This is a genomic window from Achromobacter sp. NPDC008082 (assembly GCF_042957345.1).
Lineage (GTDB): Bacteria > Pseudomonadota > Gammaproteobacteria > Burkholderiales > Burkholderiaceae_B > Achromobacter > Achromobacter kerstersii_A.
This window is the reverse complement of record NZ_JBIBIB010000001.1, coordinates 1042294-1062283: the sequence shown is the minus strand read 5'-3', so window position 1 is coordinate 1062283 and position 19990 is coordinate 1042294. Positions and strand designations below refer to the sequence as shown.

Here is a 19990-nt window from a genome sequence, read left to right as displayed (position 1 = left end):
GCGCGTCGCGCTACTCGTGTTCGGCCAGCAGCGCGTCCATCTTGTCCGGCTCGCCCGGCGCGCCGCCTTCGGTCAACAGCCCCGTTTCGTAGGCAAAGCGAAACAGCTCGACATCGCGTTCGATGCCCAGCTTGCGCATGGCGCTGGTCTTCTGCGAACTGATGGTTTGCTTGCTGCGATTGAACTGGCTGGCGATCTCGTTGATGGAAACGCCCGACACATACAGGCGCACCACTTCGGTCTCGCGGCGCGTGAGCTTCTGCGCGGGGTCAATCTGCGCCACGCGGCCGACGGTGGTGGATGAACGGAACTTCGGCGAAAAATAGGTCGCGCCTGCGTACACCGCATGGATGGCCGAGATCAGATGCCCGATCACATCCACCTTGCTCAACACCGCATGCGCGCCGATCTTCACCATCTCGGCCACCATGGCGCGGTTGTCGATGGTCGTGAACACGATGATCTTCAGGTCGGGATAACGGCGGCGCAGGAACGACAGCATGGTCATGCCATCGCCGAACTCGCCGCCGGGCATCACGTAGTCGGTCACGAGCACGTCGCAGTGCGACTTCGCCAGCAACTCAAACGTTTCCGTCGAGTTGCTGGCCGTGCCAACGATGGAGATGGTGTGGAAATCCGCCAGTTCGTGCTTGACGCCGGTGATCAGGGCGGGATGATCATCGGCAATGATGAGAGATATCTGCATGGCGCATCCAGCCTCCTGGGCTTTGTCAGGTCCAAATGCAGCCAATGTAGTAGCCGAACGCCCGCACTTATCTCGTACTTGTCTCTCACTGCGCCCAATCCAATCGGACTGGTACGAAATTCAAATAGGGGCGGATTTACGGGGTTATTCCCCCAATTTTCTAGCCCGGCGCATGTTTGCAGACCTTGCCGTCCTTCATGATCACGCGCAGGCTTTGCTCGGGTTGCGCGATCAGTTGCAGGTTTTCAAGCGGGTTGCCGTCCACCACCAGCAGGTCGGCCATGGCGCCTGCTTGCACCACGCCCAGCTTGCCGGGATACGGATTGCGCGGGCCGGCCATGGCGCACAGCTCACCATTCACGCTGGTCGCCATACGCAGCACCTCGGCGGCGCCATACCAGCGGCTCATCTTGGCCAGTTGCGCGCCTTGGCGTGTGGCGAGCCGCGCATCGAACAGCGTGTCGGTGCCCCACGCCGTTTTGATGCCCAGGCGGCGCGCCATCTCGTAGGCGCGGTCGGTGCCGGCGACCATGGCCAGCTGCTTCTCACGCGATGACGGCGATTGCGTGGGCACGGCGTCTTCGTCGTCCAGGAAGGGCTGCAAGCTCCACCAGACCCCCATGTCCGCAATGCGGCGCGCGGTGTCTTCGTCGATCATCTGGCCGTGCTCGATACAACGCACGCCCGCATCCAGCGCCATGCCGACCGCGCGCGACGTGTAGGCGTGCACCGTCACGTAGGTGCCCCAGTTTTCCGCCGCGGTCACGGCCGCCTTCAGCTCTTGCAACGAGCCCTCGGTCACGTCCAGCCCATCGTAGGAAGACATCACGCCGCCGCCCGCCATGTACTTCAGTTGCGATGCGCCGCGCATCAGCTGTTCACGCGCGCGCAGCAGCACCTGGTCAGCCCCGTCGCAGATCGCGGTAACGCCGACTTTTTCCGCATAGGTCAGCCCGCCGTCCGGTGCGCGCGGCAGATCGGACAGCAGCCGGAAATCGCCATGGCCGGAGGTCTGGCTCAGGAACGCGCCCGACGGATAGATGCGCGGCCCCGGCGTCAGGCCTTCGTCGATGGCGCGCTTCAGGCCAAAGGCCGGGCCTCCCATGTCGCGCACGGTGGTGAAGCCGCGCATCAGCGTCGCGCCCGCCTCCACGACCGCCATCGTATGCACGTAGTTGAAGTCGGCGGTCATGGCCATCAGGATGCTGGGGCGCGCCAGAATGGAGTGCCAGTGCGCGTCGATCAAGCCGGGCATCAGCACGCCGCCCTTGCCGTCGATCACTTGGCAGCCTTCCGGCAGCGGCAGCGATTGCGGCTCCACCGCCTTGATCTGGCGCCCTTGCACCAGCACGCGCATGCCGGATAGGAGTTCGTCCGAAACGCCATCGAAAATGCGCACGTTCACAAAGGCGATGGGCGGGTGGGCGGCGGCGGGATGCGGTGAGGCGGTGCAGTGAGGGGCGGTGGCGGTGGCCGATGCTGCGGCAGCCGATGCTGCGGCGGCGCCGGCCGCTCCGCCACCAAGATTCGCCGATGCTGCTTCATGCACGGCGTACAGCGCGTTGATGCGGGCGGCGGCCGGGTTGTGGCAGCCGCAGTTGACGGCGCTTAGCCGGTTGATGGACGTGGCATCCACATCGAACATGAAGGATTCTCCCGGGTTGAATTCGTGTCTGAAGACTTATTGCGCGCTGTCGGCGTTGATGCGCCCCAACGAAAAAGCCAGGGTGGCCGCGCCGGTCAAGGCGGCGGAATACGCATCGGCCCGCGCACTGCGCGCAGCCAGCAGCCCATTGGCGGCCTCGGTGGCGGCGGTGACGGTGCCCACGCCGTGCCGGTATGCATCCAGCGCGGCGTCGTAGGTCAGCGTGGCGGCTTCCTCCAGGCTTGTCGCGGCCTCGTTAGCCTGCAACGCGGATTCCAGCGTGGTGGACGCCACCACAATCTGGCGCATCGCTTCCATCCGCAACTTGGACAGCGCGGCTTGCGAGGCCTGTACGCGTTCGCGCGCGTCCTGCAAACGCGAGCTGCGCAGTCCGCCATCAAAGATCGGCACGCTGATCCCCACGATCACCCCGTTGGCGTTCGACTGGCCCGCAAGAATGGGCAGGTTGCCCACATCCAGGTTGCGGTTGCCGGCCGCGGCAAAGCCCGCCAGATACACCTTGGGCAAAAAGTCCGCGCGCGCGGCGTCCACGGAATGCTCCGCCGCTTTCAGCGCCGCCACGCTCGCCATCACGTCTGGCCGGTCGGCCAGCGCTTGGTGCAGGATCTCCTGGCTGGCGACATCGGCCGCCGGGGGCAGCGGCCGCCGCGTCAGGGGCGCGATGCGCAGCGTGGCGGTGGGGTCGACCCCCACCGCCGCGGCCAGCGCCTGGTACGTGTTGCGTTCGGCGCCTTGCGACGTGACGACGCGCAAGCGCGCCTGCGCCACCAGCTGCCGCACCTGCGCCAGTTCAATGGTGGTGGCCATGCCGTTGCGCCGGCGCGCCTCCACGGCCGCGAGCACCGCTTCGCTATTGCCCAGCGACGCCTTGGCGATCTCACTGCGCTGACGCGCCGCATCATGTTCGTAATAGGTGCTCATCACGCTGTAGATCAGCTTCTGGTGCGCACCGTTGTAGAGAAAGTTTGCGCCCAGCGACAGGCTGCGCGCACTGTCGCGCAACGCACTGCGCTGGCCGAAATCGAACAGCAGCCATTGCAAGGTCGCCAGCGGCACCACGCCGCTGGAACTCGTATCCACGTGCGGACGTTGCCCCAGAATTTCCGGCAATTGATTGCGCGTGGAGATGTAGCCGCCCACCACGTGCGCCGACAACATCGGCAGGAAGGTGGCGTCGGCGATGCCCACGGCGGAAGCGGCCTGACGCGCCTGGCTCCATGCCAGCCGGGTGTCGGGGCTGTTGCGCTGCGCCAGGTCGATGAGCGCGGGCAGGTCGTATTCGCGGCCAGGGTCCAACGGCGGCGGCTGACCGGGCAGATTGGCGGCAGCCGCGCCCGACACCGCAAGCGCGCGCCATTCGGCGGGCGCATCGGATGACTGCCATTGCCGTTGCGCCGACTCGGGCGCACCCGTGTTGCCGGTGGCCACGCATGCGCTCAGCGCCATCATGCACGCAATGGCGCTGAGCCCCATCGCCGCCGCGCGCCCCGCCGAGGCTATCCGTACTTCCATCCTATTGCCCTTCCATACTATTGCCCTTCCATCAATTGGTTCACATGCGCGACGCTTCCTGGCTCGTCGTTGCGCACCGCGCGCGCCAAGGCTTCCAACCGTACAGCCAGCGCCTCGTCCGGCTCAGGCGCGTCGATCAGCAAGCGCATGCATAGCGCCTGCACCGACTGCGTGACCGCTATCAATTCCCGCAAGCGGGCGCTGTCCAGCCGCAAATCCCGGGGCTCCAGCGTGGCCAGCCCAAGCGCGCGCCGGATGCCCGCCAGCTGCCCGGCAACGACGCTGGCCTGCGCCACCGCCTGGTCGCGGCCGCCCTCGCCCAGGCGGGCCATCTTCGCCAGCCCTTCCAACGCGCGCCCAAGATCTTCACGCACCCGGCGGCCCACGCTGACAGGCCACAACAGCGTGAAGACCAGATACAGCACCACGTTGCCCAGCAGGATGCCGATGACGCGGTCCATGGCGACCGACATGTCGATGCTGGGGCCAAAGCCCTGCAACACCGTCATCATGAACGCCAGCGCAATCTGCACGCCCGCATACGACACGCGCTCCGAGCCCACCGCCACCCAGGCCGCGACCAATGCGCCGGCGAATACCAGCATCATCAAGCTGCCCACACTGCTCATGTGCGGAATCAGGAACAAGATGGCGCCAACGCCCATCGCTGCGCCGATCAGGCAGCCGATGATGCGCAGCATGAGCTTTTGCGTGGTTTCCGCCACCGAGCCCAAGGCGGCGACGTAGCACGTGATCATCGCGGTGTGGATGTCTTGCCAATCCAGCGCGGAGTAGATCAGGTAGCAGATCAACGCGGCGGCCGTGGTCTTGATGGCGTAACGCACGTGTTCCGGATTGCTGAATGCATCGGGCGCCATGAATGGTTCGGCAGGCTGCGGGGCGGGCATGGCGGCGGCGTCGCCCCCCATAGCCGATAGCGCGCGCCACGCTTGTTGGGCTGCGGGGGCTGGCGGGGCGTCGTGCGTGCCCTCGTGCGGCGCGTCGTGCGGGGCGTCGTGCTCTGGGGATTGCGCGGGAGCGAGGGCCGGAGAATGCGTGGGGGAATGCGTGGGGAAAGCGTCAGCGGGCGGCGCAGCGCGGCCGGCAGCCAGCGCCTGGCCGGCCTTGCGTGCAGCGCTGGCCAGCGCCGCGCGCTGCACGTCGGACGCCCCCTGCCGGTTCTCTCGCAACGCCAACGCGGCGAACAACAGCCGGTAGGACTCTTGCAACGCCATTCCGAGCCGGCGCGTTTCATCGCGCCGCGCCAGCGCCAGCCCGCGCAGCAGCCCCCAGCGCTTCATGGATTCCTCTTGCCCTTCGCCCAGCATCTCGCGAAGCCGCGCCCGGCCAGCGCGTCCCCCGCTTTCCAGATACGTGGCAATGGCGTGAAGCCGGTCGCCGACGGTCGTGCGCAGCAGCGTCAGCGGGCGCCGCCCGATCGTGATGCTGACGATCAGCACCAGCGCCATCGGCATCGTCGCCATCAGCCACGCATACAGGATGCCGCGCGTGGCCGCTTCGCCTACCGGCACGTAGCTCAGCAACGTCAAACCAAACGCCAGCACCAGCGCGATGATGCCGCCCAACGGCCCCAGCTTGCTGGCCGAGGCCAGGAACAACAGCAATAGCGACGACACCGCCAACGCCACGATGCGCATGGCCGGCAGCGCCAGCGTCAGGTTGGTCAGCAAAAGCAGCACGCCGACCACAAGCATCACCAGCACAGACAGCGCCACCGCCAGCAGCGAGCTTTCGGCCGCGTCCGGCTTCATCACGAAGAACACCAGGTAGCAGCTGATGGCCGACTCGGGAATGCCGTAGGTCATGGCGACCATGGCGGTTAACGCGCAGACCAGCGCAATCCGCCACGCCATCGCCGCCCGGCCTGGAAAGGGCGCGAGCTGGCTCAGCCAGGCGGCGTCAACACCGCTTTTCATGATCGACCAAGACGACGGCCGACGCGCCCACGCGCATCAGGTCGGCGGGCGGGTGATCCAGCTTCACCCGCACTGGAAAGCGCTGGCCCACGCGCACCCAGTTCAAGGACTTGGGCACATAGGGCAAGCGGCGCGGCAGGTTGATCAGGTCTTCGGCGCTGACGCCCCAGCCGGTGGATTCCACCACGCCCTTCAAGCCCAGCCGGCGGTCGGCGGCCACGTACACCGTGGCGCAATCGCCGGGCTGGATGGCGGGCAACTCGGTTTCCAGAAACGTGGCCGTGGCGAACCAGCGCGTGGTGTCGATCAGTGAAAACGCCGACTGCGCCGGCACCATGTAGTCACCCTCGGTAATCGACAAGCCGGCGACCCGGCCATCGAACGGCGCCTTGACCTCGGTTTCCCGAAGCTGGCGTTCGGCAATGGCCAACGCCGCGCGCCGTTCGGCCACCAGCGCTTGCGCGCCCTCGGCGTCACCGACCAGGGCCTGCGCAGCCGTCAGCTGCGCCTGCGCTTCCTTCAGGCTGGTCTCGGCGTTGCGCTTGAGCGTGGCGGCTTCGTCTACCTGTTGGCGCGTTACGTAGCCCTTGGGCAGCAGCGCATTCAGCCGTTCCCACGTTTGCGCGGCCAACGCCGCATTGGCGCGCGCCCGCGCGATCTGTTCGGCTGCGATGGTGGCGTTGGACTGCTCGGCTTGCACCGACCGGCCGCGCGAGTTCAGCGCCGCTTCCGCCATGCGCAAGCCTGCGGCGGCCTGCTCGACCTGCAAGCGATAGAACTCCGGGTCGATCGCAAACAACACCTGGCCGCGCGTGACCTGGCTGTTCTCGCGCACGTTCAGCGCCACGACACGGCCCGGCACGGCGGCGGCCACGCGCGCCACGTCGGTGGTTAGCACCGCATCTTCGGATAGCGGCTTGGCTTCCATCCGCATCACATACGCCAGCCCGGCCGCCACGGCCAGCACCACGATCAGCACGGCCATCACCAGCGCGATGCGCCGCTTGTTGGAAGAAGACTTGGAGGTCGGCATGGGCAGCAGATGAAAGTCAGCGTGTGAAAGTCAGGAGGTGAAAGTCAGCAGATGAAAGTCAGCGGGTGAAAAACATCAGTGAACTCAGGAACATCAGCGCGGCGGCCAGGCACAGGTACACCAGCACGCGTAATGGCATCACGTCGTCAATGCCCCAACGCACCAGCAGCACCCGCACGAGCGATGCGCCCACCACGCCGATCACCGCGCACAGTATCCAGGCCGGAAAATAGGAATCGAACACCGTCACGTAGGGCGCGCTGCGCGCAGCGCACCCTGATAGCAGGACGGCGGCGGTAACAGCGGGCCAATGCATCGGAAAGCTAGCCATGTTCTTTTTCTTCACCCTTCAACGTAAATGCGCCTCGTGCAGGTCCAACAAACGCACCTGCTCGCGCGCCAGGGAATCGGAAATACGGTGGGTGCGCGCCAGGTGGAAGACGGCATCGCGCGAAGCCGCGATGGCCTCCAGCCGCAACTGCCGTTCAACCGCGGATTGTTTGGCGACCTGTTCGGCCGAGGCCCCGTCCTGCGCCTCGCCCGCCTGGCGCCGCAACGACGCGGTCAGGCTGTCGGCCACCTCCAGATACAGGGAGGCCTCGTCGGGATGCTCCGCAACCCGGCGCTTGGCGCCTGCGGCCACGCTGTCCAGCGCGGCCTGCAACATGGCTTCCTGCGCCAGCGACGCTTCGCGCTGCACGCGGCTATTGGCGGGAAAGTGCAGGCCGTGCATCAGGCGGGGCAAGGTCAGGCTGGCCAGCAGCAATGAAAACACGATGACCATCGCCGCCAGCGACACCGCCAGGTCGCGCGCGGGAAACGGCGCGCCGCTATCCAGCGCGAACGGCAAGGTCATGACACCCGCCAGCGTGACCGCGCCGCGCACGCCCGCCACGGACACCGCAAGAATCACCCGCACGCTCACCTCGGGCGGTTCCGCGCCGCGCCGCCGCGCCGCCATGGCGCTGAGCTTGAGCGACACCGTGACCCACAGCAAGCGGCACACGACCAGCCCCAGGCACACCGCCAGTCCGTAGACCGGCAACCAGTACAGAGACAGCCCGCCCGCCTCGCCCGCCGCACGCGACAAGCCGGCAAAAATGGTGGGGAACTGTTCGCCCAGCAGCACGAAAATCATGCCGTTCAGCGTGAACTGCACCATGTCCCACACGGCGCGGCGCTCCATGCGCGTGGCGGCAAGCGCCCGGCCGGACAGCTCGGCATAGCTCATCATGACCCCGGCCGCCACGGCCGCCAGAATGCCGGAGGCCTGCGCGTGTTCGGCCACGAAGTAAACGAAGAACGGCGTCAGCAGACTCAGCAGCACTTCCGACCCCGGCTCTTCGCCCAGCCGCTGGGTGAAGAACGTGCGCACCTGCGTGATCAGCCACGTCAGCCCCGCGCCAATCGACAGGCCCGCAATCGACACCCACAGAAACGACAGCGTGGCCTGCGACAGCGAAAAGGTGCCGGTGGCGGCTGCCGCCACGGCGAAGCGGAAGGCGACCAGCCCGCTTGCATCGTTGAACAGCGCCTCGCCTTCCAGAATCGCCATCATGCGGCGGGGAATGTGGACGCGGCGTGAAATCGCCTCGACCGCCACGGGGTCGGTGGGCGACACGATGGCGGCGATAGCGAAGGCAACCGGCAGCGGCACGGCCGGAATCATCCAGTGGATCAGGTAACCCACGCCAATCACCGTCAGAAATACCAGGCCGAAGGCCAGCTGCAATATCGACGACGATTCGCGCAGCACCGCCAGCTTTGACACCCGCCAGCCATCCAGAAACAGCAGGGGCGGCAGGAACAGCAGGAAGAAGATATCGGGTTCAATCAATACGCCGCGCTGGAACACGGCGGCGATCAGAAAGCCCAGCGCGATCTGCACAAACGGCAAGGGAATGGCAAGGGGAATCAGCCGGACGATCAAGCCGCTGAGCAAAACGGCGACCAGCATCGCCACGACAACCGTGAAGGTCCCCAACGATCACCCCTGTGTGTCGAACATCGGATTAATCCTACGTTGCGACCTTACCCTTGCGACAGAGGACGCGCAATCCTAATTGTTGAAATGCAACATCAAGATCAAAACGGGCGCCGATCCCTCACGCCGCCAGCCCGCTTCTCAACCCGTAACGCACCAGATCCATATCGCTGTGTACGTCCAGCTTGCGCATGGCCGCCCGCTTTTGCGCGCTGACCGTCTGCTTGCTGCGATGGAATTTCTGCGCGATCTCTCCCAGTGAAAAGCCCGACAGGAACAGGCGCACCACTTCGACTTCGCACCGGGTCAGCGGGTCCTCATGTTCCGCGGCAGTATCGGATTCCAGCGCCGCCTGGATGCGCGGCGACCGGTACGGCTCGCCACACCAGGCGGCGTACAAGGCCCGGCGCAAATGCTCGGGCATGTCACCCTTGCTGACGATGGCGCGCACCCCCAGCGCTTCCAGCGCCTGCAACACGATGCGATTGTCCAGCGACGTCAGCACCACCAGCTTCAAGCGGGGATAGCGCTCCTGTATCTGCGCGAACATGCTCAGGCCATCCCCGAAATCCGCCCCCGACATGACGTAGTCGCTGACCAGCACGTCACAGTGGTGCGTGTCCAGAATGTCGAACAGCTCGGTGGAATTGAAGGCGCAGGCGACCACCTGGGCAATATCGGCCACGGATATCTCGATTTGCACGCCCTTGACGCAAATGGGGTGCCCGTCGGCCAAGACAACGCGAATGACTTCCCGCACGGCGTCCCTCACCTTAAGCCCTGGGACGAATCACGCCAGCCGCCAACCGCAAGGCGCGGCTTGCGCGTCCGGGCAACGGGATGACGGCGACGAAGGTCATGCTGGACGAACGGAATGCGCAGGAGGTGTCTCATCTGTGTCCTTTATGTTCTGCCTAAGGATTGACAGTGAGGCTATCCAGGTTCAGACGGCCGGGCAATCGGACTCGACCGAAGACTTCCGCCAGAGGCATGGGACTGATCAAAACCCGACGCTTATTCCGCGTGGCGGGCGGGGATTGCCCTGCCATCGACGCGCCCGCAGCGGCATCAGCTTGCTTTCTTGAAGGCCAGCACGGCGTTGTTGCCGCCCATGCCAAAGGAGTTGCTCAGCGCCGCCTGAAGCGCCGGCAAGGGCCGCGCCACATTCGGCACGTAGTCCAGATCGCACTGTTCATCGCCGGGTTCGAAGAACAAGGTCGGCGGCACCTGGGATTGGCGCATCGACATCGCGGTGACCGCAGCCTCGATCGCCCCCGCCGCGCCAATCGTATGCCCCAGCGCTCCCTTGATGCTGCTGACCGGAACCGACCCGGCGCGCGCACCAAAGACGCGCTTGATGGCCGAGGTTTCGATGCGGTCGCCCACGTAGGTGCCCGTGCCGTGCGCGTTGATGTATCCGATATCTTCGGGCGCCAGGCCGGCGTCTGACAAGCACCGCGACATGGCCAGGGCCTGCCCTTCGTCGTCGGGGCGCAGCGGATGCGTGCCGTCGTTGCTGACGCCGTAGCCCACCAGTTCGGCGATCACCACCGCGTTGCGCGCGCGTGCATGCGCTTCCGATTCCAGCACCAGCATGGCCGCGCCTTCGGCCAGCACGAAGCCCGTGCGGCGCGCGCTGAACGGGCGGCAGCCCCCGACGCTGCCGTCGTCCGACATTTCCGCGCTCAGCACATGCAGCTGTTTCCAGGCCTTGACGATGGTTTCCGTCAACATCGATTCGGTTCCGCCCGCGATGGCCACGTCCAGGTAACCGTCGCGGATGCGGCGAAAGGCTTCCCCGATGGCCACGGCCCCGGCGGAACAGGCGGTGGCGTACGTCTGCGCCTCGGTCGTGGTCTTGAGCGTCTGAGCGATTTGCGCCGTGGCCGCATTGGGCATCACCGACGGCACCACCAGGAACGTGCGCCGGGGCGCCAGGCCGTGGTGGATCTCGACCGCTTCAGACAAGGACGACACGCCGCCGATGCCTGTACCCACAAATACGCCGCATTGCTTTTTCTGCTCGGCGCTGAGCGCGGCGGCGGCCAGCGCCTGATCGGCGGCGTACTGCGCCACCAGCGCCACGCGGTCCATCGAGCGCAACTGGCTGGGGGACGCGTCCACTTCCAGCGGTTCGCGAATGAAGCCGACCTGCTTGTCGATGGCGGCGTCGGGATGCTTACCCACGCCGCATTGGCCGGCCAGCAGCGCGTCGAACGTTTTATCCGCCGTGTCGCCCAGCGGCGTGGCCATGCCCACCGCCGTGATGAAGACTCGTCTACGTTGCATCTTTTGCAGCCTCGTTGGGGGCTTGCGGCTTGGACGCGTCACCGTTGCTTTCGGCCGGCGCATCGGCGGCTGGCGCCTGGACGCCTTGCGCCGGGGCTTTGGCCGCCGCCTCGGCTGCGGCAATCGCCGCTTCCTTTGCCGCTTCCTTTGCCGCGGCCTTTTCCTCGGCGACCCGGACGACAACCATGCGCATGTAGGCCATCAAGCCGTCCAGGTCTTCCGGAAACGCGTTCGTGATTTCCTGCGGCTTGTATGCGCCGTCCGTCGGCAGCATGTCGTCGGTGGTGATGTGGAATTCCGTTTCGATTTCCAGCAGGATCTCCAGCACCATGATCGAATCAAAATCGCTCATCACGGTAGCGAAGGATTTTCCTTCCAGCAACGCGTCACGGTCGCACCGGCCGATGGAAGAGATAATGGTCGCCAGTTTCTCCCGGAATTCGGGGTCTTCGGGCAACGGGGGAATATCAGATTCGATTAAGGCTCGCATGACCGCACCATGGTTATGGGGTTGATGAGACCGCCTGCTTCTGTCCAACGCGCCCGAACGGCGCCGTTAACTATAGGTAAATGTGATGGTCGCCGTCGACAACACCGACCCCGCGGTCACCGTACCCCCGGTGCGCAAATAAGACGCGCCCACTTTGTACGACCACGTCGAGTTTGGCGTTGAGCTGATGAGCGTACCGCGATTTGGCAGCGTACTGTTGAACGCGGCCCGTTCAAAGGTGTTCAAGCCCGGGTTCCACAGCCACAACCGCACGCCCACGCCCTGGGCGCCGTTTTGGGCCTGGTTCGTTACCGTGTCGGACGAACCGCTGGCCGCATAGTTAGTCGTCAATTTGACCGTGGGCGACGCCTGGCTGCTCATGCCGCAATCCACCTGCATCTCGCTGATATACATGGCGTTTTCGCCCGCTCCGCTATTCATCGCGGAAACGGTAACGTTACCCAGCGCGATGGTCTGGCTTTGCGGATTATTGATCTTGCACGTCGGTGCGCTGACGGTGATATTGCCGCTCATGCCCACGCGGTACAAACCCGCCGGCGCGGTGCCGGTGGATACCGACGCCTGGCCGAAAATGTTGCTGCCGTAAATGATGCCCGGCTTGATCGTGGCGCCCGTCGCCACAAAATCGATACGCGTGCGGTAGGTTCCGCGGGAGCTTGACGACATCGGGAACACCAGCGCGCCGGTCGCAAAGGTATTTTCGAATGTCTGCGGCGCGGCCAGCTCCTCGCCATTGCCGATGTAGTAATAGACGCGGTATCCAATCCCCTGCAAGCCAGTCGCATAGCTTCGGGAATTGGAATCATAGGCGCCGTAGCCGCGGAAATATTCCTGGGTGCCGGGCGGGCAGTTGTACAGCGGCGCCACATACCCTTGCGACGCGCCCTCATACTGAGGCAGCACGCGCTCAACCGTCGAAAACAGCACGCTGCCCGTCGTTCCCGGGGCGGGCATGGGTTGGGTGGCGCGCGTCGGGCTTAGCGAATACACGTTGGCCGTGGACGAGTACGCGTAATACTGATTGCCTTTGCTCGTCGTCCCCCCGTTGTTCACGGTGCAGGACACGGCGCGCGTGTCCAACGGACCCGCGTAGGCGGTTTCGGTGATGCCGCCCAGGCACGCCGCCAAAGCGAACGTGGCCGCAAGGACAGGATACGCTCGGCCGGACCGCGCACGCGCGTGCGCGCCGCCCTGCTTTTTCACGATGTTGCGCGACAGTCCGATCATGCGCATGTCAGTTCCTTTTTCACTTCGTCGGTCTTCAGTTCTTCACCCGACACATCAATGTCGAACGCGCACTGCCGTTCCTGGTTGGCGCCCCATTTCACGATGAAGCGGTTCGCGCCTTGCAGGCCGGTCAGCCACGCACGCCCCACCGGCCCGACCACCCCGCGCTGCTCGCCGTCAACGTTGTAGATCGCCGCGCCGAACGGCACTTCCGCTCCGTCCGCGCCGCGCAACGTGGCCAGCAGCGTGCGGCCCAGCTCCGTATCGAAGTGCGCCACCACAATGGCCCCGCGTGTCGGCACCACGGTTTGCACGTTCTGCTGAATGGTCGCGGTCATGTCGTCATGGTTCGGCGTCAGCGAAATGCGGTTTTCACGGTAGGGGCTGGCATAGGGAATCAATGCCCGGCCCGAGCTGTCGGTGCGCACGCCCGGATAGGAATCCACCTGCACGCCGGCCGCGCCAGGCACGTCCACCACCACGGCGGTTTCACCCAACGATTGGCCCAGCAGCACCCCCTTGCGGTCCACCACCAAGGCGCCGCTGAAATCGACGTTAGTGCTGGAGTTGTTGCGCGAGTATGCATGGCTCAGGTTGGCCTGGCCGATGGGCGAGGCATAGCCTAGCGACCCATATGCATGGCCGCCGCTGTCCGTGCCACCGCTCGTCACGCCCGTTTGCAGCGCATACGTTGCCGCGTAGTCGTCCGTCAATGCGCCGTTCAGGTTGATGTCGTGGCTGGTGCCCTGTCCCGAGCTGTGGTTCATGGCATAGCTGCCCGTGTTCGTGCCGCCCAGCGGCAGGCTCAGCGTGAACATGATGGTGGTCTGGCTGTCCTGCCAGGGGCTTTTGTTCCTGCCCACGTTCACCGAATAGCCGACCCGGCCAATCGCGCTGGAAAACCCCATCTGCATGTATTCCGCCTTGCGCGGCGCATTGCGATACCCGATGCCGTAGTAGTTGAAAGACAGCGACCCCACATTGCTCAGGCGCTGCGACAACGACAGCTGATACTCGTGCTGGCGCTGATAGCCCTGGAAGAGATCGCCTTCCGTGCGGTCGCGCACCGCGTCCTCCAGGCTGCGATAGCCCGTTGAGTTGTAGCGGTAGCCCGCCAGCGTGAAGTCCGTGCCGCTTCCCGGGAACGACTTCGCATACTGGATGCGCGCCGCCGTGCCGACCAGCGTCTTGCCGTCGCGCTGACGCGAACGGGAATTCGTGGTGTCCACCGACACCGCGCCCAGCGCTTGCATGTTCAGGGCCAGGCCAATCGCGCCCGAGTGATAGCCGTAAGCCGCGCTGGTCCAGCCGCCATAGGCCGTGAAGCCGAAGGGCAAGCCATAGGCCAGCGTGGCCTGGCCCAGCATCGGCTTGTCATTGCCATAGGTGGGCCGGTACTGGCCCACCGCAAAGTTGTAGTTCCAGATGCCTTCGCGCATCATCGCGGGCAAGGCCGAGAACGGCTGGAAGAAACGCGTCGTGCGGCCGCCCAGTTCCTCGATTTCCACTTCAAGGTCGCCCGCGCCCGGCGTGGAATACAGGTCGTCAATCACAAAGGGGCCGGCCGCGACGAACGTGGAATAGATCACGTGCCCGTTCTGGCGCACCGTCACCTTGGCGTTGCTGGGCGCCACGCCGCGCACAATGGGCGCGTAGCCGCGCATGCTGTCCGGCAGCATGCCTTCATCGGAGCGCAACTGCACGCCACGAAAACGCGTCGACGTGAAGACGTTGCCCGAAGTCGAGCTGTCGCCCAAGCGCAGCCAGCCGCGCCAGGCGGCTACATCGCGCTCGGCGTAGAAGTCGCTCCAGTCCCATTTGGAACTGCCATCGTTGTCATAGAACGTGCCGTTGGCGCGCAGGCGCCAGGCGTCCAGGTTGAAGCCGTTGCGCAGGCTCAGAAAGCTGGAGTGGCCGCTGGAACTGCTGCCGCTGCCCAAGCTGCGCATGTCGTTGTAAGACAAGCGGTAGGACGACCAGAACGCGGTCTCGCCCACATCCCACAATTCGGCCGATACGACGCCACGCGCCTGGCGCAACAGCGCGGCTTGCGGAATCGACAAAGTCAGCACGTTCTTGTCGGCGTCAAACGCCACGGACGACGACGCAATGGATTCCAGCGTCTTGGTGCATTGCACGTCCTTATCTTGCGCCAGCTTCGGGAACGCAAGCATGTTCACGCCGATGTCTTCCAGGAACGGCACGGGCAGGCACGGCTGCGCGTCTTCCTTGTCGGCCACCGGCACAAAGTCTATGTCCTTCACGCCCACGAATTGGCCGTTCAAGCGCACAGTCACCGACTTCAATCCGGGCAGCACACGGTTCGAAAAGGCGAACACCGACAGGTCAACGCTGGGTTGACTGCCGCCGCGATGCAAGAAGCTATTGTCGAACGCCGCGGGAGCCTGGTTCTGCTGCGGGGTCTGCTCCTGGATCTGCTCCTGGATTTGCTCCTGCACAGGGGCAGCAACCGGCGCCGGCGCCAGCTCGGCGGACCAGATGAGTTGAGTACTCGCAAGGCCCAGAATGGCCCCCATGCCCAGTACAGCGGGACGGCACGGCATACGCCCAGGTATCACTTCTGGCCTCCGACCGTTGCGGGCGCGGCGTCTGCGCGGTCGCCGGCGGATACCGTCGGCCACGCTTCGATGACGCCGTAATCATTGACGACCTGCGGCGTCACCGACACGGCGCCGGCCGGGCACTTGCCCAGCGGGATGTAAGTGGTTTCCAGCGGCTTGGCGACGATGGTCTTGCCCAGCCCGTCCGGCTCGCCGGGCACATCGACGCGCGCGAAGTTGATGTTGTAGGCCGACGTGTTGTCCACCGCCAGGCGGCAGCTCTTGCCGTCGCGCACGATGGACCACTTCGATTGCTCGGCGCCACGCGGCAGCTTGTCGATGGCGGCGGGGCGGTAGAACAGTTTGATGCGCGTGCGCGTCGCCAGCGTCAGGCTGTTGTCCTTGGATTCGCTCTTTTGCGGAATCTCAAGCACATTGATCCAGTAGTACGACTCGCGGTCCTTGGGAAGGTCCTCGCCCACGCGCGTGATGTTCAGGCTGCGCTCGGAAGATCCGTCGAAACGGCTCAGCGGCGGCGTGATGAAAAACGGCGTTTCCATCTCTTCTTTTTCGCCATCGATCCAGGCTTGCACCACGAAGGGCGTGGTCGTCAGATTCTTGGCGAAGACTGCAACGTTGCGGTCTTTCTCGTGCATGATCGCGCGAGTGCTGGACAACTGAATGGCGGCGTGAGCGGCGCTGCCGGCAAGCAGGCAGGAAGCGGCGACGCACGCGGGAAGGATGCGTTTGAAGAGTAGAGTCATGGCTATATCCGGCAGGTTCAAGCGCTGCGGCGCGCAAACGATGGGTGCAGAGAAAAGCGTCATCCCGGCCGGCGCCGGAATGACAGGGAAAGGTCAGGCGTAAGTCAGCGTCACCGTGGCGGAAGCATTGGCGGTGCCGGGCTTCGCGGTTGTGCCGTACTTGTAGTAGTACGCCTGGAATTGGTAGACGGTCCGGTTCGACGCCAAATTCCAGTTGAAGACCGAGGTGCCGAATACGACCGACGCAGGCGATCCATGGAAGGAATCATTACTGGATATCCGCACACCAAAGCCTTGCGCCACGCCCGAGCCGGACAGCGCCAGCGTCGACGTGTCGCCGCTGATCGTGGTGCCGGTGAATTTCAAGGACGCTGACGTCAACGTGCTGAGCAGGCAGCCGCCCAGCGTGATGTTGAAATTCTTCCTGTATGCCGTGGAAGGCACGGACGCCGACGCGTATTCGCTGATGGGCACATCGCCCATCGCCACGTTGTCGACCGATAGCGTGCAGGCGGTGTTGGTGATTCTGCCCGTGACAGACACCGTCGCCTGCTGGGCTTGAGCCGCGCCTGCCATCAGGCACAGCGCCGCCGCGACCAAGGAGTATTTAAGGTTGCATTTCATAGTCGTATGCCGATACAGACGCGCACGCTTGCCGCTCAGCGACAGCTGATGCGCGCATGCGATGAGAATTCGGGGAGTTGTGCCGGGCCTCGCGTAAAACGAAGCAGACTCGCCAGAGGAAGATCGCCGTGTTTGGCGCCGCCCTTGCGTGGCCGACACCCACCCGGTGCGGGTGGGAGCGGAACCGAAGAGAGCCTCCGGTTCCGCCAAAAAGGGGCGCTAGACCCCTTTCACTTGCTTAGGAGTACTGAACTTCAAACACGGCTTGGGCGTTCGCCTTACCTGCGGTAACCGTGGCGGCGGTGGCTTCGTAGTAAGCCTTGAAGTTGAAGTTGTTGGTGCCCGAGATCAGGTTGTACGTCACGCCAGCGCCGCCAACGGCGATAGCGGTGCCGTTTTCGTCAGCCAGGCCGACGGCCACGCCTTGGGCGCCGCTGCCGCTTTCCAGGCTCAACAGGCGGCTGTTGATGACGCTGCCAGCGCCCGGACGGAAGGAGATCGAAGCGGCGGTGGACACGGTCGGGTCGCAGCCCAGCAGCGAAATCTTGAAGTCGGTTTGGGGACCCTTGTCGCCAACGGCCTTGAACATGTTCGTCGAGATGCTGCCCATCTTCACAAGCATGTCGGCGCCTTGCTGACCGCCACCGATCGAGCAAGCCGACTGCGTGATGTCGCCCTGGAAGGAGATGTTGCCGGAGTCGGCAGCAGCAGCGGCGCCAGCGGCGACCATAAAAGAGGCGGCCAACAGAGTGTTGAGAAGAGTCTTAGTCATGATTTTGGAAAAATCCAGTTTTAGTTGAGTCGTAAAAGAAACACACATTCGCTGATTAACCACCGATGCCGATTCCCGTGGTGTTGCGTTCGTGCATGTACCTGCCGGCACGCGCAACGACCACTAAACCACCCATTAACAAGTTAGCGGGCCAGAAAATACCCCGACGAATAATCAAACCCATGACGTGCGGTTTTTTATTCACACCCCGCTGATATTTAATATCAGCCACCATCCACCGGACGGCTGTGGCCAGCACGCGGGTCAGCGCCGGATGCTTACGCATCAATCGCAGACAAGGCACGGCCCAAAGGCGGTATCCCTGGTAGGACGTTGCGGAAAACTTCTGCGCACAGTCGCTGGCGTCATAGGCCCAATCCGATCCTGAAATCAGATCTTGCCGACGCAGTTCGGTGCACACAATCTTCTGCGAAAAATCTACCCAGATACCTAACTTGCTCATTCGAATTACTCGATGTATTAATTTCACGAAAAGGCTTTTGGCCTTGCATCGCCCTACATATGAGCGTGAAAAGATAATAATCTTCCGTGAAAGTGATTAATATCGTTCCAGAACGAAATATGGCGGCTCAAACGTTTCTGACTCGTACCCGTCCTAAATTTCGGCTAAATCTTTCATATTCTTGCATTTGCGGCCGATATTATCGGGATGATGCGTTGTGGTTTTGTTGGGTAAACACATTGCAGCCAAGGCCAGCACCAACCACAACGGAATGCCGTACAGCAACGCGGGCGCAAAGGCATCGATCTGTAGCGTGGACGCCGAAATTGCCATCATCACCAGCACGCCCGCCACACCGCGCCATACCCCCTTGGCGCTATGCCCTTCGCCGCTATGCCCTGCGCCGCTATGCCCTGCGCCGCCACGCCCTTCGACACCACCGCGCTGAAAGCGGATATGAACCAGAAAGATCACGATCCATATCGCCAGCAGGCTCGTGATGGCCATGGACGATGCGGCCACATACACCACGCCCGGAAACACCAGGTGCGCGGCGTAGACCAGCATGGCCGCCGCCACCACGACTGTGACGGGCGTGCGCAGCTTGCCGGCTCGCCCCAAAACAGCGGGCGCCTGCCCCGCACGGGCCATGCTGAACAACATGCGCGACCCGCCATAGATCTGGCAATTCAGGACTGACACCACGGTCACGGCCATCAACACGGTGAACGCAAGCTGTGCGCCCGGTAACTTCGCCATTTCAAGCAGCTGCACAAACGGCGTGAGGTTGGGGGCAACGGGCTCATGCCACTGGAACCACGCCGATGCGGCAACGCCCGCCACCACCAGCACCACCACACACCACGCCGCCCGCCGCATGGAGCGGCCCAGCCCACGGGCCGGAACACGGGCCGGAACACGGGCCGGAACACGGGCCGGAACACGGGCCGGAACACGGGCCGGAACACGGGTCTCGGCGCCCGCAATCGACATGACTTCAAGACCGATAAAGCCCATCGTTGCAATCGTGAACGCCTGCCACAGCTGCGGGCCGGTCATGCCCGCAAGAATCGAGGACGAGGCGGCGCGCGCGCCTTCCACCGTAGGCGGCGCGGCGTTGAAGGCGTAGACGCACGCGATCACGATCAGGGCAAGCAGCGCCAGCGCTTTCACGGCGCTCAACGCGAGCTCAACCCAGGCAAAGACCCGTGCGCCGGCCAGGTGCAGAAGATTGAGTCCGGCCAGCAACGCAATGACGACCAGCGAAGGCGGAACCTGCGGCAACCACCACGCCAGCACGCGCTCCAGCATGGCGATTTCGGTTCCCACAATCGCCACCACGGAAATGACATACGCGGCCCGCACGACAAAACCCGTGCGAGGGCCCAGAAACGCTTCGGCATACGATGCGAAGCCGCCGGGCGTGGGGTGCGCGGCCGTCATGTCTGACAGGCAGCGCATCAGCAAGAGCGAAACGAGCGCGGCCGCGGCGTAGCTCAACACGGCGGCGGGGCCGGCCACCGTCAGCGGAAATGAGCTGCCCGACACGACGCCATAACTAATGACGGCGCCGACCGCAATCGCCGCCAATTGCGCGCGCGTAAATACCGCGGGCAGGCCGGATTCCCGGCGAATGATCTGATTGATGTTCATAGCAGAGGATGTGAGTGCGCCCGCGCCACGCGACATGCGTGACGGACGTGCGCTGCCGCGCGCCACGCGCAGCAGGATCGCCGGCGTGGTGGGGCAAATACGATGAGGGAAGTTTGCGGGACGCCATCGCCCCGTTCAATCGGACGAGTACGAAGCTGTGCCGTTGCGCCGAATGCGTATCCGGCAGGAAGGGATACGCGGAGAGCAATACTGGGTCGCGATACAGGGTCGAGATGCCGGGACGAGATGCGGGGTCGCGATGCCCGGACGGGAGGCTCGAACGCGATG

At 64.3% G+C, this 19990-nt stretch carries 17 protein-coding genes; all 17 read right to left on the bottom strand.

From position 1 onward, the window contains the following. Window positions 1-10: 10 nt before the first annotated feature. Window positions 11-706: a response regulator gene (locus tag ACFZAI_RS04675; RefSeq protein ID WP_391565812.1), complete on the bottom strand. Its 696-nt coding sequence runs from the start codon at window positions 704-706 to the stop codon at window positions 11-13. 160 nt (window positions 707-866) lie between these two features. Continuing rightward, window positions 867-2351 carry an amidohydrolase family protein gene (locus ACFZAI_RS04670; RefSeq protein WP_391565811.1) on the bottom strand — a complete coding sequence of 495 codons (1485 nt, stop codon included), beginning with the start codon at window positions 2349-2351 and terminating at the stop codon, window positions 867-869. Between the two features lie 36 nt (window positions 2352-2387). Further along, entirely contained in the window at window positions 2388-3884 is a 1497-nt protein-coding gene (locus ACFZAI_RS04665) for a TolC family protein (protein WP_391565810.1), read from the bottom strand. Window positions 3885-3901: 17 nt separating this feature from the next. Beyond that, on the bottom strand, window positions 3902-5821 hold the full coding sequence (locus tag ACFZAI_RS04660; protein ID WP_391565809.1) for an FUSC family protein: 1920 nt from the start codon (window positions 5819-5821) through the stop codon (window positions 3902-3904). After that, complete coding sequence (gene mdtN / locus ACFZAI_RS04655; RefSeq protein WP_391565808.1) at window positions 5805-6854, bottom strand: multidrug transporter subunit MdtN; 1050 nt, start codon at window positions 6852-6854, stop codon at window positions 5805-5807. The genes ACFZAI_RS04660 and mdtN overlap by 17 nt, the downstream gene beginning before the upstream one ends. A gap of 58 nt (window positions 6855-6912) precedes the next feature. Further along, on the bottom strand, window positions 6913-7185 hold the full coding sequence (locus ACFZAI_RS04650) for a YtcA family lipoprotein (RefSeq protein WP_391565807.1): 273 nt from the start codon (window positions 7183-7185) through the stop codon (window positions 6913-6915). An 18-nt stretch (window positions 7186-7203) separates the two neighbouring features. Continuing rightward, the gene (locus ACFZAI_RS04645) at window positions 7204-8838 is read right to left on the bottom strand and encodes a Na+/H+ antiporter (protein WP_391565806.1); all 1635 of its coding nucleotides are present in this window, start codon (window positions 8836-8838) and stop codon (window positions 7204-7206) included. 121 nt (window positions 8839-8959) lie between these two features. After that, window positions 8960-9598 (bottom strand): response regulator, encoded by a 639-nt coding sequence (locus tag ACFZAI_RS04640; RefSeq protein ID WP_391565805.1) that lies wholly within the window; start codon window positions 9596-9598, stop codon window positions 8960-8962. A 308-nt stretch (window positions 9599-9906) separates the two neighbouring features. Next, window positions 9907-11127, bottom strand: coding sequence for a beta-ketoacyl-[acyl-carrier-protein] synthase family protein (locus tag ACFZAI_RS04635; RefSeq protein WP_391565804.1), 1221 nt, complete (start codon window positions 11125-11127; stop codon window positions 9907-9909). Next, entirely contained in the window at window positions 11117-11617 is a 501-nt protein-coding gene (locus ACFZAI_RS04630) for an acyl carrier protein (protein WP_391565803.1), read from the bottom strand. Before ACFZAI_RS04630 ends, ACFZAI_RS04635 begins: the two co-directional genes overlap by 11 nt. Window positions 11618-11683: 66 nt before the next feature. Then, entirely contained in the window at window positions 11684-12871 is a 1188-nt protein-coding gene (locus ACFZAI_RS04625) for a fimbrial protein (RefSeq protein WP_391565802.1), read from the bottom strand. After that, the gene (locus tag ACFZAI_RS04620) at window positions 12862-15402 is read right to left on the bottom strand and encodes a fimbria/pilus outer membrane usher protein (RefSeq protein WP_391565801.1); all 2541 of its coding nucleotides are present in this window, start codon (window positions 15400-15402) and stop codon (window positions 12862-12864) included. The genes ACFZAI_RS04625 and ACFZAI_RS04620 overlap by 10 nt, the downstream gene beginning before the upstream one ends. 38 nt (window positions 15403-15440) lie before the next feature. After that, window positions 15441-16190: a molecular chaperone gene (locus ACFZAI_RS04615; protein ID WP_391565800.1), complete on the bottom strand. Its 750-nt coding sequence runs from the start codon at window positions 16188-16190 to the stop codon at window positions 15441-15443. A gap of 93 nt (window positions 16191-16283) precedes the next feature. Beyond that, window positions 16284-16814, bottom strand: a complete 531-nt coding sequence (locus ACFZAI_RS04610) for a fimbrial protein (protein ID WP_391565799.1) — start codon at window positions 16812-16814, stop codon at window positions 16284-16286. Between the two features lie 238 nt (window positions 16815-17052). Then, window positions 17053-17586: a fimbrial protein gene (locus ACFZAI_RS04605; protein WP_391565798.1), complete on the bottom strand. Its 534-nt coding sequence runs from the start codon at window positions 17584-17586 to the stop codon at window positions 17053-17055. Window positions 17587-17641: 55 nt separating this feature from the next. Next, window positions 17642-18049 carry a hypothetical protein gene (locus ACFZAI_RS04600; protein WP_391565797.1) on the bottom strand — a complete coding sequence of 136 codons (408 nt, stop codon included), beginning with the start codon at window positions 18047-18049 and terminating at the stop codon, window positions 17642-17644. A 153-nt stretch (window positions 18050-18202) separates the two neighbouring features. Further along, complete coding sequence (locus ACFZAI_RS04595) at window positions 18203-19702, bottom strand: amino acid permease (RefSeq protein WP_391565796.1); 1500 nt, start codon at window positions 19700-19702, stop codon at window positions 18203-18205. Window positions 19703-19990 lie beyond the last annotated feature (288 nt).

Excerpts from the sequence above, each read along its gene's own strand:
- mdtN (WP_391565808.1), bottom strand. The coding sequence starts at position 6,854 with ATGCCGACCTCCAAGTCTTCTTCCAACAAGCGGCGCATCGCGCTGGTG.
- ACFZAI_RS04635 (WP_391565804.1), bottom strand. The coding sequence starts at position 11,127 with ATGCAACGTAGACGAGTCTTCATCACGGCGGTGGGCATGGCCACGCCG.
- ACFZAI_RS04675 (WP_391565812.1), bottom strand. The coding sequence starts at position 706 with ATGCAGATATCTCTCATCATTGCCGATGATCATCCCGCCCTGATCACC.
- ACFZAI_RS04665 (WP_391565810.1), bottom strand. The coding sequence starts at position 3,884 with ATGGAAGTACGGATAGCCTCGGCGGGGCGCGCGGCGGCGATGGGGCTC.
- ACFZAI_RS04615 (WP_391565800.1), bottom strand. The coding sequence starts at position 16,190 with ATGACTCTACTCTTCAAACGCATCCTTCCCGCGTGCGTCGCCGCTTCC.
- ACFZAI_RS04650 (WP_391565807.1), bottom strand. The coding sequence starts at position 7,185 with ATGGCTAGCTTTCCGATGCATTGGCCCGCTGTTACCGCCGCCGTCCTG.
- ACFZAI_RS04620 (WP_391565801.1), bottom strand. The coding sequence starts at position 15,402 with ATGGGGGCCATTCTGGGCCTTGCGAGTACTCAACTCATCTGGTCCGCC.
- ACFZAI_RS04600 (WP_391565797.1), bottom strand. The coding sequence starts at position 18,049 with ATGAGCAAGTTAGGTATCTGGGTAGATTTTTCGCAGAAGATTGTGTGC.
- ACFZAI_RS04630 (WP_391565803.1), bottom strand. The coding sequence starts at position 11,617 with ATGCGAGCCTTAATCGAATCTGATATTCCCCCGTTGCCCGAAGACCCC.
- ACFZAI_RS04660 (WP_391565809.1), bottom strand. The coding sequence starts at position 5,821 with ATGAAAAGCGGTGTTGACGCCGCCTGGCTGAGCCAGCTCGCGCCCTTT.
- ACFZAI_RS04595 (WP_391565796.1), bottom strand. The coding sequence starts at position 19,702 with ATGAACATCAATCAGATCATTCGCCGGGAATCCGGCCTGCCCGCGGTA.
- ACFZAI_RS04670 (WP_391565811.1), bottom strand. The coding sequence starts at position 2,351 with ATGTTCGATGTGGATGCCACGTCCATCAACCGGCTAAGCGCCGTCAAC.
- ACFZAI_RS04625 (WP_391565802.1), bottom strand. The coding sequence starts at position 12,871 with ATGCGCATGATCGGACTGTCGCGCAACATCGTGAAAAAGCAGGGCGGC.
- ACFZAI_RS04605 (WP_391565798.1), bottom strand. The coding sequence starts at position 17,586 with ATGACTAAGACTCTTCTCAACACTCTGTTGGCCGCCTCTTTTATGGTC.
- ACFZAI_RS04610 (WP_391565799.1), bottom strand. The coding sequence starts at position 16,814 with ATGAAATGCAACCTTAAATACTCCTTGGTCGCGGCGGCGCTGTGCCTG.